Origin of the sequence: Bacillus inaquosorum, from assembly GCF_023238325.1 — a bacterium.
Taxonomy (GTDB): Bacteria; Bacillota; Bacilli; order Bacillales; family Bacillaceae; genus Bacillus; species Bacillus inaquosorum.
This window is the reverse complement of sequence record NZ_CP096592.1, coordinates 2,033,572-2,047,630: the sequence shown is the minus strand read 5'-3', so window position 1 is coordinate 2,047,630 and position 14,059 is coordinate 2,033,572. Positions and strand designations below refer to the sequence as shown.

12 protein-coding genes are annotated in these 14,059 nt (G+C 44.9%); all 12 read left to right on the top strand.

Going from position 1 to position 14,059, the window contains the following annotated elements; all coding sequences use genetic code 11:
• Nucleotides 1–2 precede the first annotated feature (2 nt).
• Nucleotides 3–3,845: a non-ribosomal peptide synthetase gene (locus tag M1M80_RS10070; RefSeq protein WP_080429018.1), complete on the top strand. Its 3,843-nt coding sequence runs from the start codon at nt 3–5 to the stop codon at nt 3,843–3,845.
• Nucleotides 3,846–3,955: 110 nt separating this feature from the next.
• Nucleotides 3,956–4,348, top strand: a complete 393-nt coding sequence (locus M1M80_RS10065) for a DUF1360 domain-containing protein (protein WP_003238112.1) — start codon at nt 3,956–3,958, stop codon at nt 4,346–4,348.
• Nucleotides 4,349–4,502: 154 nt separating this feature from the next.
• Nucleotides 4,503–6,035, top strand: a complete 1,533-nt coding sequence (locus M1M80_RS10060; protein WP_060398736.1) for a glycoside hydrolase family 10-like protein — start codon at nt 4,503–4,505, stop codon at nt 6,033–6,035.
• A gap of 117 nt (nt 6,036–6,152) precedes the next feature.
• Nucleotides 6,153–6,719: a GNAT family N-acetyltransferase gene (locus tag M1M80_RS10055; RefSeq protein ID WP_060398735.1), complete on the top strand. Its 567-nt coding sequence runs from the start codon at nt 6,153–6,155 to the stop codon at nt 6,717–6,719.
• Between the two features lie 116 nt (nt 6,720–6,835).
• Nucleotides 6,836–7,417, top strand: coding sequence for a TetR/AcrR family transcriptional regulator (locus tag M1M80_RS10050; protein ID WP_060398734.1), 582 nt, complete (start codon nt 6,836–6,838; stop codon nt 7,415–7,417).
• Between the two features lie 93 nt (nt 7,418–7,510).
• Nucleotides 7,511–7,831 carry a DUF5367 family protein gene (locus M1M80_RS10045; protein ID WP_080429101.1) on the top strand — a complete coding sequence of 107 codons (321 nt, stop codon included), beginning with the start codon at nt 7,511–7,513 and terminating at the stop codon, nt 7,829–7,831.
• A 90-nt stretch (nt 7,832–7,921) separates the two neighbouring features.
• The gene (locus tag M1M80_RS10040; protein ID WP_060398732.1) at nt 7,922–9,064 is read left to right on the top strand and encodes an acyl-CoA dehydrogenase family protein; all 1,143 of its coding nucleotides are present in this window, start codon (nt 7,922–7,924) and stop codon (nt 9,062–9,064) included.
• Nucleotides 9,065–9,105: 41 nt separating this feature from the next.
• The gene (locus M1M80_RS10035; RefSeq protein WP_060398731.1) at nt 9,106–10,755 is read left to right on the top strand and encodes an AMP-binding protein; all 1,650 of its coding nucleotides are present in this window, start codon (nt 9,106–9,108) and stop codon (nt 10,753–10,755) included.
• A 9-nt stretch (nt 10,756–10,764) separates the two neighbouring features.
• Nucleotides 10,765–12,099 carry an acetyl-CoA carboxylase biotin carboxylase subunit gene (locus M1M80_RS10030; RefSeq protein WP_060398730.1) on the top strand — a complete coding sequence of 445 codons (1,335 nt, stop codon included), beginning with the start codon at nt 10,765–10,767 and terminating at the stop codon, nt 12,097–12,099.
• A gap of 14 nt (nt 12,100–12,113) precedes the next feature.
• On the top strand, nt 12,114–12,335 hold the full coding sequence (locus tag M1M80_RS10025) for an acetyl-CoA carboxylase biotin carboxyl carrier protein subunit (protein WP_003238128.1): 222 nt from the start codon (nt 12,114–12,116) through the stop codon (nt 12,333–12,335).
• 14 nt (nt 12,336–12,349) lie between these two features.
• Nucleotides 12,350–13,249 carry a hydroxymethylglutaryl-CoA lyase gene (ldeG, locus tag M1M80_RS10020; protein WP_060398729.1) on the top strand — a complete coding sequence of 300 codons (900 nt, stop codon included), beginning with the start codon at nt 12,350–12,352 and terminating at the stop codon, nt 13,247–13,249.
• Between the two features lie 20 nt (nt 13,250–13,269).
• Nucleotides 13,270–14,052 (top strand): enoyl-CoA hydratase, encoded by a 783-nt coding sequence (locus M1M80_RS10015; RefSeq protein ID WP_060398728.1) that lies wholly within the window; start codon nt 13,270–13,272, stop codon nt 14,050–14,052.
• Nucleotides 14,053–14,059: the final 7 nt, after the last annotated feature.

Below are 14,059 nucleotides of genomic sequence, written 5' to 3'. Positions count from 1 at the left end.
CCGTGAAGAAAGGTGCAGACACTATGGATAACATCAAAAAAATCAAGAACATTTATCCTCTGAGTCATATGCAGGAGGGAATGCTGTTTCATTCCTTCCTTCGTAAAGAGGAGGGGGCGTATGTTGAGCAGTCGCTCTTCACCATCAAAGGAAGCCTAATCTATGACTGGTTTCAGCGCAGTATTCAAGCCATCATCGACCGCCATGATATTTTCAGAACCGTATTTTTGCCGCACGTCCCGCATTTGTCGGGACCTCGGCAAGTCGTAATGACAGAACGCGAATTCCATTTGTACAGCGAAGACATTTCCCATCTGCAAATAAACGACCAAAATGAGTTTATTGATTGTTTTAAGGAGAAGGACAAGCAGAAAGGCTTTGATTTACAAAAAGACATGCTGATGCGGATTTCTCTATTCAAAACAGCTGAAGATGAGCATGTCTGTCTCTGGAGTCACCATCACATTTTAATGGACGGCTGGTGCCTCGGCATCGTTCTGCAGGAATTTATGCAAATTTATCAATCTATCCATGCAGGAAAACCACTTTCTTTGGACCCTGTCCGTCCTTACAGCACCTATATTTCCTGGCTGACAAACCGAGACAAAGAAACAGCTGCGGAGTACTGGGATTCCTATTTAAAAAACTACAGTACCCCATCACCTCTGCCTCGTGTGTTTGATGAAGAAAAAAAAGAAGGTTATCATCGTGAAGATTTGATATTTTCATTAAATAAACCACTGACAGACAAGCTGAAAGAGACTGCCAAACAACACGGCGTCACGCTTGCCACCCTTATTCAGGCAGTCTGGGGCGTGATGCTGCAGCAATATAACCGCACAGACGACGTTGTATTTGGCGCAGTTGTATCAGGCAGACCCTCAGAAATTCCGGGAGTGGAGCAAATGATAGGGTTGTTTATCAATACCATTCCGGTTCGGATTAAAACACATCAAGACGAAACGTTTCAAGAGCTGCTCAGACGCTGCCAGAAAGAAATGCTGGAAGCTGAGCCGTTCACCTGCCAGCCTTTATTTGATATCCAGGCAAATACCGCTTTAAAACAGGAACTGATTGATCACATTATTGTATTTGAAAACTATCCGTTACAGCAGAAAATCGCCGATTCAGCTGATCGCGCCGATTCACCATTGCAAATCGATCAAGTTAAGGTATCCGAGCAATCAGGATATAACTTTAACCTTGTCGTTGCTCCCGGGGAAGAACTTGTTATTAAGTTCAGCTATAATGCGTTTGTTTACGATGCTGCATGGATCAGCTGTATCAAGAGGCAATTGACACAAGCACTAAGCACAGCGGCACAGCACCCTGATATTCCCATTGCAGATTTTTCTTTTCTTGATGTAACAGAAAAAGAGCAGATTGTCACACAGTTCAACAATACAAAAACAGAGTATCCAAAGAATCATACAATCATAGATTTATTTCATGAACAAGCAGAAGAGACGCCAGACCATACCGCACTTGTGTATGATAATATGTCTTTTTCGTATGAAGAGCTTGATAAACGCTCTAATGCACTTGCCAGAGAGTTATACCAAAATGGGTTTCGGAAAAACGAGACAGCCGGAATATTGGCTGCTCATTCTCCTGAATTTATTATCAGTGTGCTTGCTGTTTTAAAAGCAGGGGGAGTATACCTCCCGCTTGATGCTGAGCTTCCGCCTGAACGGGTCAGCTTTATGCTCGAGGAAACGCAGGCAAAAATGCTGATTGTTCAAAAGGGGCTGGAGCAAAACGCTGCGTTCTCAGGAACATGTATTACTTCAGATGCACAGACATTGATGGAAGAAAACCATATCCCTATCAATATTGGCTCCAGCCCGGATGATCTTGCATACATCATGTATACCTCAGGATCAACAGGCCGGCCGAAAGGCGTCATGATCACGAATCGCAATGTCGTGTCCCTTGTCAGCAATAGCAATTATACGTCTGCGTCCGTTGATGATCGATTTATTCTGACTGGATCTATCAGCTTTGACGCCGTCACCTTTGAAATGTTCGGGGCGCTTTTACATGGTGCAAGCCTTCATATCATTGATAAATCGACAATGCTGTCACCTGATCGGTTTGGGACGTATTTGCTTGAAAATGACATCACAGTGCTATTTTTAACAACGGCTCTTTTTAATCAGCTGGCTCAGGTTCAAGCAGACATGTTCCGCGGGCTCCATACGTTATATGTCGGCGGAGAGGCCCTCTCGCCTGCCCTTATGAATGCTGTCAGACACGCCTGTCCAGATCTGGCACTTCACAATATTTACGGGCCTACGGAAAATACGACATTTTCAACCTTTTTTGAGATGAAAAGAGACTATGCAGGGCCGATTCCGATCGGAAAACCAATCAGCAATAGCACCGCTTTCATCTTAGATGCAAAAGGGCGTCTTTTACCAATAGGCGTTCCCGGCGAGCTTTGTGTCGGCGGCGACGGGGTCGCAAAAGGCTATTTGAACAGAGATGACCTGACAAAAGCAGTTTTTTCTCCCCATCCTTTCTTGTCTGGAGAAAGAATATATCGTACTGGTGATTTGGCGCGCTGGCTGCCTGATGGAAACTTAGAATACATCAGCAGGATTGACAGGCAGATTAAGATCCGTGGAAAACGAATTGAGCCCGCCGAAATTGAAGCTCGCCTTTTAGAAATGGAAGGCGTTCAGGAAGCGGCAGTGACATTGAGAGAAAAAGATGGAGAGGCGCAGCTGTACACTCATTACGTCGGTGATGACAAACGAACAGAAACGGATATCCGCGCCGATTTGGCGCGTGTGCTCCCAGACTATATGATCCCGCAGAACTGGGTGCGTGTGGAGCGGATGCCGCTTACCGGAAACGGAAAAATAGACCGCAGCGCGCTGCCTATTCCAGAAAATAAGTATGACAAACGACAGGACATCACATTGCCAAGAAACTTGGTTGAAGAAGAATTGGCGAACATTTGGAAGAATGTCCTCGGTGTCAACACAATCAGTATTGATGATGACTTCTTTGCTCTTGGCGGACATTCACTAAAAGCGCTGCAGGTCATACACACACTCAAGCACCAGCAGCAAATTGACATACCGATTGATTTCTTGTTCGAACATCCGACAATTGCTCAGCTTGCCGAAAAACTTTATTCCAAACAGCTGACAGCGGCAGATGAACAGCATGTGATCAAACTGAATCAGCACGGTGCGCAAAATCTTTTTTGCTTCCCGCCGATATCAGGCTTTGGCGTTTATTTCAAAGAACTTGCTTTATTGCTGAATGACAAGGCAGCTGTATACGGATTTCACTTTATTGAACATGACAACCGCATTGAACAATATGTCAATTGCATGACGGACATACAGCCTGATGGCCCATATGTTTTATTAGGCTACTCTGCAGGCGGAAACCTGGCTTTTGAAGTGGCACAGGCTATGGAACGCAGAGGATTGGAAGTCAGTGACTTCATTATCGTGGACGCTTATTTAAAAGAACAGCCTTTGTCTATGGATACCGGCAATGACGAATCTGCAGCATACCTGCCTGAAGCAGTCAGAGAAAAGGTGATGAAGAAAAAAAGAAACTATCAGGAATATTGGGCGCAGTTGCTGAATAAAGGACACATCAAAGCAAACATTCATTTCATCGAAGCTGGAGTCCAAACTGAAACCAGCGGGCATACAGGCTTAATGAAATGGAAAGGCGCTGCCTACGGAAACTACAGCGAATATACTGGTTTTGGCGCTCACAAAGATATGCTGGAAGGCGCATATGCTGAAAAGAACGCTGACATCATCCTTGACATTTTAGACAAGATCACTTCAAATCAAGCAATACTGCACAAACGATAAAGCGGACTAGCGGACAGAGGCCATTCTCTGTCCGTCTTTCTTTTTTGTATCAAGAATGGATAGAAGACACTTGGGAATGATAACATCATCTCTTTTTTTGGAGGCTTCTCATGGACCATCTTTCTTGGCTTACTTTTATCATGCTGATTCTTGCCAGTTACAGGCTGACACATTTGATTGTATTCGACAAAATCACGGAATTTATCCGGAAACCATTTATGAAAAAGAAAAGGATCGTTGATCAAAACGGGCATGTGAACGAAAAAAGCGTGCCGGCATCTAACTTTGGATACATGCTGAACTGCTACTGGTGTGCCGGCGTTTGGTGTGCAATCTTGATTGGACTGGGATATCTCTTTTTGCCTCGTATTGCAGTTCCAGTCATCTTTATTTTAGCCATCGCAGGAGCACAGGCGATTCTTGAAACAGCTGTCGGTGTCGGCGTAAAACTCATTGATGTGTTAAAGAGCCTGCAAACCATGATAAATGATAAAAAGTCCTAAAGCAGCGGAACAAAATGCTTCAGGACTTTTTTCGTTTATCTGGTGATATAGACATAAATCCTGATTTCTTCAATCCGATTAAGCACCCTTTTACAGCCCGGGAATACCGTAATAGCGAATAGTGAAAGTGATGTAATGGGGGAGAAGAAACAGAATGAAGGTTTGTCAAAAGTCGATTGTCCGTTTCCTTGTCAGCTTGATCATCGGAACGTTTGTCATCTCCGTTCCGTTTATGGCCAATGCGCAGCCTGACAGGGAACTGAGAGCCGTATGGATTGCTTCCGTATTGAACATTGATTGGCCGTCAAAAAAAGGTTTATCGGTGGAAGAGCAAAAGCAGGAGTATATCAAACTGCTGGACGATGTACAAAAAATGGGGATGAATGCCGTTATTGTTCAGATTAAACCGACGGCAGATGCCTTTTATCCGTCCGCTTACGGACCTTGGTCTGAATACTTAACCGGTGTCCAAGGGAAAGACCCGGGCTATGATCCGCTTGCATTTATGATTGAAGAAACCCATAAACGAAATTTAGAATTTCACGCATGGTTTAATCCTTACCGCATTACAATGAATCATACGGACCTCAATAAATTGTCTGAGGATCACCCGGCAAGACAGCATCCAGACTGGGTTGCCGCTTATGGAAACCAGCTTTATTATCATCCGGGCATTCCTGAAGCGAGAGATTTTATCGTCAAAGGTATTGAAGAAGTGGTAAAACAGTATGATATCGACGCCGTTCATATGGATGATTATTTTTACCCTTATAAAATAGCGGGACAGGAATTTCCTGATCAAACACAGTATGAACAATACGGAAAAGGCACTTTTTCCAATATTGATGACTGGCGGCGGGATAATGTGAACCAGCTTGTCAAACAAATCAACCAAACAATTAAAGCTGCAAAGCCATATGTCAAATTCGGCATCAGTCCCTTTGGTGTATGGAGAAACGCGGCAGATGACCCAACCGGATCGAATACCAAAGCAGGCGTCAGGAACTATGACGACCTTTATGCAGATACGAGACATTGGATCCAAGAAGGCGACATCGATTATATTGCTCCGCAAATCTATTGGAGCATCGGCTTCAATGCAGCAGCTTACGACGTACTGGCTGATTGGTGGAGCAATGAAGTCAAAAATAGGCCTGTTCATTTATATATTGGCCAGGCAGCTTATAAAATCAATAATAACTTTGATCCGCCATGGTCCGACCCCGAGGAGTATGTAAGACAAATCACCTTGAACCGTCAGCTTGATCTTGTAAAAGGAAGTATGCATTTCAGCCTCAAAGACCTCAACAAAAATCCGCTTGGCATCAAAGATAGGCTTATCACCGAGCTTTACAGCCAGCCGGCATTGGTTCCGCAAATGCCTTGGCTTGACAGCACAGCCCCAAAAAATCCAAAGCTTACGAAAGTGACCGAAAACAAAAACGGCAACCTTCTGCACATGAAAGATCACCCATCAAATCACAAAACGAAAGAAACAGCCTATTATGTGATATACAGAGCCGAAGGGGAAAAGAACAAAACATTGCTGGCAACCGCGAGAAAGACAAATGAGCAGCAAACCTTCTTAGATGACACGGCAGATCCAAACACGAAGTATACGTATTATGTCACTTCAGCAGACCGGCTTCATAACGAAAGCAAGGCTTCCAAACGAAAGACAAAATAAGAAATGAGTAGGACGGCTTTCTAAGTCGTCTTTTTTTTAAAAAAGTTATTTTGGAGACAGGATACTTAAGATGAGCCGCTGAATTTGTTAAAGAAAAAAAGCGAGGGAGAAACTCACATGAATATGGAAGCAGTTTTTGGACATTTCCCAGTATTGGAATCTGAGAATTTAATATTAAGTAAAATCGAAGAGGAGCACGTGCAGGACGTATTTTCGATCTATGATAATGTCAGAGTATTTGAATACTGCGGCATCATCCCTAAACATAACATAAAAACGGTACATAAAATGATCGGCCATTTTGATAGGGATTACAACAAAAAAAGCAGAATCAAGTGGGGGATTTTTCTGAGGAAGCAAGAGAATACGTTGGTGGGAGTCATTGAAGCGATGGATTTTAACCAAAAAGTAAACATGGTAACGATTGGCTACTACTTGGCTGAAGAATACTGGGGGAAAGGCATTGCAACGGAATCCGTCAGCACGGTGATCTCCTTTTTATTTGAGAAAGCCAATGTAAATAGAATTCAAGCTGAAGTCATGCCTGCAAATGAGGCTTCAAAAAAAATCCTCTTAAAAAACAATTTTATGAAAGAAGGATTAGTCAGACAAGCTTCCTATTGGTCAGGAAAAGGAGTTGTCGATTTAGAAATATACGGCATTCTTAAGAACGAATACATATAAAACTTTTCCAAAAAAGAAAGTTTTCAGCATTAGCAGTATTGAAATCTCATGTATTCCATATTATAGTGAATTTAAAAGTTAGTTATTCAACTAACTAACTCATAAGGAGGAGCGTCATGGCAAAACCAAATGTCATTTCCAAAGAAACACTCATTGAATCAGCCAAGAAATGCATCTCAGAAAACGGGTTAGAAAAACTGACGTTAAAATCAGTTGCGGAACAAGCAAATGTCAGCCAAGGCACGGTTTATTATCATTTCCGAACGAAAGAAAACCTCATGCTGGAGGTGGTTCGCCACGTATGCGGCAGCTCATGGGCGAACGTAAAGAACAGTCGGCTCCCGTCAATCGAAAAGATGAGAGAGGCATTGCTGTCAGCAAAATTTCGAACGAAGGAAAATGCAGATTATCATCGGTTATTTTTAACGCTGATCGTATCAAGCTTTCAAAATGAACAAATCAAAGAGCAGCTAAGTCATCTGCTACAATCGGAAAATCAATATCTGACAAAAGAGCTCACTCAATTGTGGGGCGAATCTCCAATTGATGGCGTTTCCTTAACAGCCTGGGGAATAATGCTGAATGCTTTGATTGACGGCCTTGCCATACAGTCTCTCGTTTCCGATGATTTTCTATCAGAAAATGTTTATCAGGAGCTCGAATTGATGCTGGTGAAGCTGACTGAAAAAATGACGTAACACAAAAGGAGACCAAATATGTTTACTCAAAAATTACGTCTTGTCCTTACATTTTCATTTCTGGTCTGGTTAGGTGCTACACTATTTTTTGTCCTGTTCGGAGACGCTGTTTTAACTGATCCGGCCGAAGAACCCTTTTTGCTGAACTTTCTTCTCCTGGAAGCGGGCACCGCTCTCGTTTTATGCCTTGTGTTCTTTCTCTATCAAAAACTCGATCAATCACAGTACGCTGTCATCAAGCTTGGCATATGGGGATCAGCGGTCGGGTTATTGATTGACACGTTTTCCCTTTGGAATCATCCCATCATCTTCCCGGCACTATCAAAGGGGCAAGTCATTGCATTTGCCATATGGATGGTATGCGCCTATGCCATGTATTTGCTCATCCCGTTGATGTTTTCATATAAAAAATGATTCAGTTTTAATTTTCAGACTTCTTTTGTCAGGGAATGATTACAGAACTCGCCTAATAGGATGTTACAAAGATGTGAAGGAGGAACCCATGTGAATTTTGAGCTGACAAAAGAACAGCAAATGGTGCGTGAAATGGTAAAGGATTTTGCGAAAAAGGAGATTGCTCCTCACGCTGAACATGTAGATCAAACGGGCGAGTTCCCGATCCAAACATTTAAAAAAATGGGTGAACTCGGGCTGATGGGCATCCCATTTCCAGAAGATTACGGCGGGTCAGGCGGAGATACGGTTTCATATGCCTTAGCTGTTGAAGAAATCGGCAAAGCCTGCGGCAGTACTGGATTAAGCTATGCTGCTGCGGTCTCGCTCGGCGCAAGCCCTCTTTATTACTTTGGAACAGAAGAACAAAAACGGGCGCATTTGACTCCGCTGGCTTCGGGCAATGCCCTCGGATCATTCGGCCTGACGGAACCAAATGCCGGCTCAGATGCAGGAGGCACTCAAACAAAAGCGGTTACAAATGGTGACGAGTATGTGATCAACGGCGAAAAATGCTGGATCACGAATGCAAGCTACGCACGTACGGTGATTGTGACCGCAGTAACAGGCAAAAACAAAGACGGAAAAAACATCATCTCCGCATTGATCGTGCCAACTGACACACCCGGACTTACGATTACGAGCCCGTACGATAAAATGGGCGTCCGGGGTTCAAATACAGCGGAAATTTTGCTTGAGGATGTCAGAGTGCCTGCGGGCAACTTACTCGGCGATCCAACAAAAGGTTTTAAGCAGTTTCTATATACGCTGGACGGCGGACGGATCTCCATCGCTGCTCTTGCAGTCGGCATCGCCCAAGCGGCACTTGAAGCATCATTGGCATACGCGAAAGAACGAAAGCAGTTCGGACAGCCGATTTCTTCCTTTCAGGCGATTCAATTTAAGCTTGCCGACATGGCGATGGAAATTGATCTGGCCCGGCAAATGGTGTTAAAAGCTGCTTGGCTGAAAGACCATCACCGCCCATTCACAAAAGAAGCGGCGTATGCCAAGCTGTTTGCATCTGAAATGGCGACAAGGGCTTGCAATCAAGCCATTCAAATCCATGGAGGTTCAGGCTACATGAAAGAATATGGGGTAGAACGGATGCTGCGGGACGCAAAATTAATGGAAATCGGTGAAGGTACATCTGAAATTCAGCGTATCGTGATCGCCAGACAGCTTTTAAAATAAAATGTAAACGCTTTCGATTACTTAGAAAGGAGGAACATTGCATGGCTGAACTCATCCATTCCACAATCGGCAGACTGCTGGAACAAATCGCTGAAACCTATCCCGATCAAGAAGCGGTTGTTTATCCAGACAGAAATATCCGCTATACGTACGCCCAATTTAACAGTCTGTGCCGTCAAACCGCTAAAGGACTTATGCGGATGGGTATTGGGAAAGGAGACCACGTAGCCATATGGGCTTCGAATATCCCCGAATGGCTTGCCGTTCAGTTCGCCACCGCGAAAATCGGAGCCGTGCTCGTTACCGTCAATACCAATTATCAAGCACACGAGCTCGATTACTTGCTGAAGCAATCAGATGCTGCGGCGCTTATTGTCATGGATTCTTACCGGGGCACTTCTTACACAGATATCGTGAACAGCCTAATTCCAGAGTCGCAGGAAGCAAAGCCCGGCCAGCTGAACTCAGAACGTTATCCCTTTTTAAAAACGCTTATTTATATTGGTGAAAAACGTTTGCCTGGCATGTATCATTGGGACGATACAGAGATATTGGCGAAAACAGTGACGGATGCTGAGCTGGAAGCAAGAATGAACAGCCTTGAAAAAGACGATGTGATTAATATGCAATACACATCAGGAACGACTGGATTTCCTAAAGGAGTGATGCTGACCCATTTTAATGTCATCAATAACGCTGCCAATATCGCTGAATGTATGGCATTAACCTCTCAAGACCGCATGTGCATCCCGGTTCCGTTTTTTCACTGCTTCGGATGCGTGCTCGGGGTTTTGGCGTGTGTGTCCGTCGGTTCAGCCATGATACCTGTACAAGAATTTGATCCGGTTACCGTCCTTAAAACGGTAGAAAAAGAGAAATGTACAGCGCTCCACGGCGTGCCGACCATGTTTATCGCAGAGCTGCATCATCCGGATTTTGAAGCATATGATTTATCGACGCTCCGAACAGGCATCATGGCCGGTTCTCCCTGTCCGAGTGAAGTGATGAAAGCTGTCATTGAAAAGATGAGCATGAAAGACATTACAATCGCCTATGGTCAAACTGAAGCCTCACCGGTCATTACGCAAACGAGGACAAATGATTCCTTCATAAGAAGAGTCGAAACAACCGGCCGCGCCCTGCCTCATGCAGAAGTGAAAATCGTAGAACCCGGGACATGTCAAGAAGTTCAAAGAGGCGTGCAAGGAGAGCTATGCACCCGCGGCTACCACGTCATGAAAGGCTATTATAAAGACGAAGAAGCGACTAGAAAAGCAATCAATCCCGACGGATGGCTATTCACCGGTGATCTTGCTGTCATGGATGAAGACGGGTACTGCCGCATCACCGGAAGATTAAAAGACATGCTCATTAGAGGCGGCGAGAACATTTATCCGCGGGAAATCGAAGAATTCCTATACCGGCATCCTGCTATTTTAGATGTACAGGTCGTTGGTGTGCCTGACGCCAAATTCGGGGAGGAGGCCGCAGCCTGGATTAAACTGAAAGATGGAAAAAGCGTTTCACCTGAAGAGCTTAAAGCCTATTGCAAAGGGAAAATCGCCCGCCACAAAATTCCGCGTTATGTTATTTTTACAGACGACTATCCGATGACAGCTTCAGGCAAAATTCAAAAATATAAACTGCGTGAAAAAACGATTGAAATGTACCGCTTATCATCATGTCAATGAGGTGAAGTCATGTTTACAAAAGTACTGATCGCCAACCGCGGAGAAATTGCAATGAGAATTATCCGAACGTGCAGCCGTCTCGGCATCAAAACGGCTGCGGTTTTTTCTGAAGCAGACCGAGACGCGCTCCATACAAAGGCAGCCACAGAGTCCTATTTAATTGGGGAATCAAGAGTCAGTGAAAGCTATTTAAATATAGAGAGAATCATAGAGACGGCGAAAAAAGCAAACGCCGACGCCATCCATCCCGGCTACGGGTTATTATCAGAAAACAGCCGATTCGCAGAACGCTGTAAGCAAGAAAACATCGTGTTTATCGGACCTTCACCCGATATCATTGCAAAAATGGGCAGCAAAATTGAAGCACGAAAAGCAATGGAGGCCGCAGGTGTCCCTGTCGTTCCCGGTGTTTCTGAATCCCTCGGAGACGTACAGGCAGCCTGTCACGCTGCAAATCAAATCGGATACCCTGTCATGCTGAAAGCTTCAGCGGGCGGAGGAGGCATCGGAATGCAGCTTGTTCAAAACGAGGAAGCATTAATAAAGGCGTACGAGGGGAACAAAAAGCGCGCAGCAGATTTTTTCGGTGACGGATCGATGTATATAGAGAAAGTGATTGAACATGCCCGCCACATCGAAGTTCAGCTTTTGGCCGATCAGCACGGCCATACAGTACACCTGTTTGAACGCGATTGCTCTGTACAAAGGCGGCATCAAAAGGTCATTGAAGAAGCGCCGTCATCATTTTTAGACGATGAATTGAGAATGAAGATCGGGCAAACGGCCGTAAAAGCAGCAAAAGCGATCAGCTATACAAACGCGGGCACCATCGAATTTTTAGTTGACCCGAACCAAAACTTTTACTTCCTCGAAATGAATACGAGATTGCAGGTTGAACACCCCGTGACTGAAGAAATAACAGGCCTGGACTTAGTTGAGCAGCAGCTGCGGATTGCTGCGGGCCATACACTCACATTCTCACAGGAAGACATCAAACGAAACGGGCATGCGATAGAGGTCCGAATATATGCGGAAGATCCCAAGACCTTCTATCCGTCACCGGGTACAATCACTGCATTTTCACTCCCTGACCAAAAAGGAGTCAGACACGAGTGTGCAGTAGCAAAAGACAGCACCGTCACTCCTTTTTATGACCCGATGATCGCCAAAATGATTGTCAAAGGCCAAAACAGAGCGGAGGCAATTGAAAAACTGGAGACAGCGCTCCGTGACTACCGGATAGAGGGAATCAAAACAAATCTCCCGCTTCTCATACAGGCTGCTTCATCAAAAGCATTTAAAGAAGGGGATGTCACGACTGACTTTTTGAAACAACACCTATAAAGGAGGCAGTTGTCATGACAGTTAAGATACAAATGGCGGGAAACCTGTGGAAAGTGCACGTCAAAGCTGGCGACCAAATTGAAAAAGGCCAGGAAGTTGCCATTTTGGAATCAATGAAAATGGAAATTCCGATCGTTGCAGACAGAAGCGGAACCGTAAAAGAAGTCAAAAAAAATGAGGGCGATTTCGTGAATGAAGGAGACGTGCTGCTCGAACTGAGCGATTCCACTCAATAAACTGGAGGAAGACCATGTCATATCCTAAAAAAGTGAAGATCAAAGAAGTCGGCCCGCGTGACGGCTTACAAAACGAGCCCGAATGGATCGCAACAGAAGATAAAATTGCTTGGATCAACCAGCTTTCCCAGACAGGGCTTTCGTATATCGAAATCACATCCTTCGTTCACCCAAAATGGATTCCGGCACTTCGAGATGCTATCGACGTGGCAAAAGGCATCGACCGTGTAAAAGGGGTAACGTACGCGGCACTTGTCCCGAATCAGAAGGGGCTGGAGAATGCGCTTGAAGGAGGCATTGACGAAGCTTGTGTCTTTATGTCTGCAAGCGAGACGCACAATAGAAAAAACATCAATAAATCCACTTCTGAAACTCTTCAAATTCTTAAACAAGTAAACGATGACGCAAAAAAAGCAAACCTCACAACAAGAGCCTACCTCTCAACCGTTTTCGGCTGTCCGTACGAAAAAAATGTCCCCATTGAACAAGTCATTCGCCTTTCTGAAGCCCTATTTGAATTCGGGATTTCTGAACTGTCGCTTGGAGATACGATCGGAGCGGCAAATCCCGCTCAAGTTGAAACCGTGCTTGAAGCTCTTTTGGCACGATTTCCGGCCAATCAAATTGCCCTGCATTTTCATGATACGAGAGGAACGGCGCTGGCCAACATGGTCACAGCTCTCCAAATGGGCATCACTGTGTTCGACGGCTCGGCAGGCGGGCTTGGTGGCTGCCCATATGCTCCAGGTTCGTCAGGAAACGCCGCAACTGAGGATATCGTGTACATGCTTGAACAGATGGATATCAAAACCAATATAAAGCTGGATAAACTGCTATCCGCAGCCAAATGGATAGAAGAGAAAATGGGCAAACAGCTGCCGAGCCGAAATTTACAGGTATTTAAATCATCTTGATTAAAGAGAGGACAAAAACAATGGGAGAATCTATTCTTTTTACTGTCCAAAATGATCACATTGCCGTGATCACCTTAAACAGGCCTCAGGCGGCAAATGCTCTTTCAGCGGAAATGCTTAGAAGACTGCAATTGATTCTTCAGGAAATTGAATTCAACTCAAACATCCGCTGCGTTATCCTCACAGGCACCGGTGAAAAAGCGTTTTGCGCGGGGGCAGATCTGAAAGAACGGATAAAACTGAAAGAAGATCAGGTTCTGGAAAGTGTATCTCTCATTCAAAGAACCGCGGCTTTACTTGAATCCTTGCCGCAGCCGGTCATAGCTGCGATAAACGGAAGCGCATTAGGCGGCGGGCTTGAATTGGCATTGGCATGCGACCTTCGAATCGCAGCTGAATCTGCTGTGCTGGGTCTTCCAGAAACAGGGTTAGCCATTATCCCAGGCGCCGGAGGAACCCAAAGACTGCCGCGTCTGATTGGCAGAGGAAAAGCAAAAGAATTAATTTATACAGGCACACGTGTAGCTGCACACAAAGCAAAAGAGATAGGCCTTGTAGAGCATGTCACGGCTTCTTGTGACCTCATGCCAAAAGCAGCAGAACTGGCCGCAGCCATTTCTGCTAACGGGCCGATCGCTGTCCGTCAGGCTAAATTCGCAATCAATAAAGGGTTGGAGACAGATCTTGCTACAGGTCTGGCGATTGAACAAAAAGCATATGAACATACCATTCCGACAAAAGACAGGAGAGAAGGGCTTCAGGCGTTTCAAGAAAAAAGACGGGCCGTATACAAGGGAATATAAAAGGGAG

Bases quoted from the DNA above. Each gene is read 5' to 3' on its own strand.
- M1M80_RS10065 (WP_003238112.1), top strand. From the start codon at position 3,956: ATGGACCATCTTTCTTGGCTTACTTTTATCATGCTGATTCTTGCCAGT.
- M1M80_RS10060 (WP_060398736.1), top strand. From the start codon at position 4,503: ATGAAGGTTTGTCAAAAGTCGATTGTCCGTTTCCTTGTCAGCTTGATC.
- M1M80_RS10055 (WP_060398735.1), top strand. From the start codon at position 6,153: ATGAATATGGAAGCAGTTTTTGGACATTTCCCAGTATTGGAATCTGAG.
- M1M80_RS10050 (WP_060398734.1), top strand. From the start codon at position 6,836: ATGGCAAAACCAAATGTCATTTCCAAAGAAACACTCATTGAATCAGCC.
- M1M80_RS10035 (WP_060398731.1), top strand. From the start codon at position 9,106: ATGGCTGAACTCATCCATTCCACAATCGGCAGACTGCTGGAACAAATC.
- M1M80_RS10030 (WP_060398730.1), top strand. From the start codon at position 10,765: ATGTTTACAAAAGTACTGATCGCCAACCGCGGAGAAATTGCAATGAGA.
- M1M80_RS10025 (WP_003238128.1), top strand. From the start codon at position 12,114: ATGACAGTTAAGATACAAATGGCGGGAAACCTGTGGAAAGTGCACGTC.
- ldeG (WP_060398729.1), top strand. From the start codon at position 12,350: ATGTCATATCCTAAAAAAGTGAAGATCAAAGAAGTCGGCCCGCGTGAC.
- M1M80_RS10015 (WP_060398728.1), top strand. From the start codon at position 13,270: ATGGGAGAATCTATTCTTTTTACTGTCCAAAATGATCACATTGCCGTG.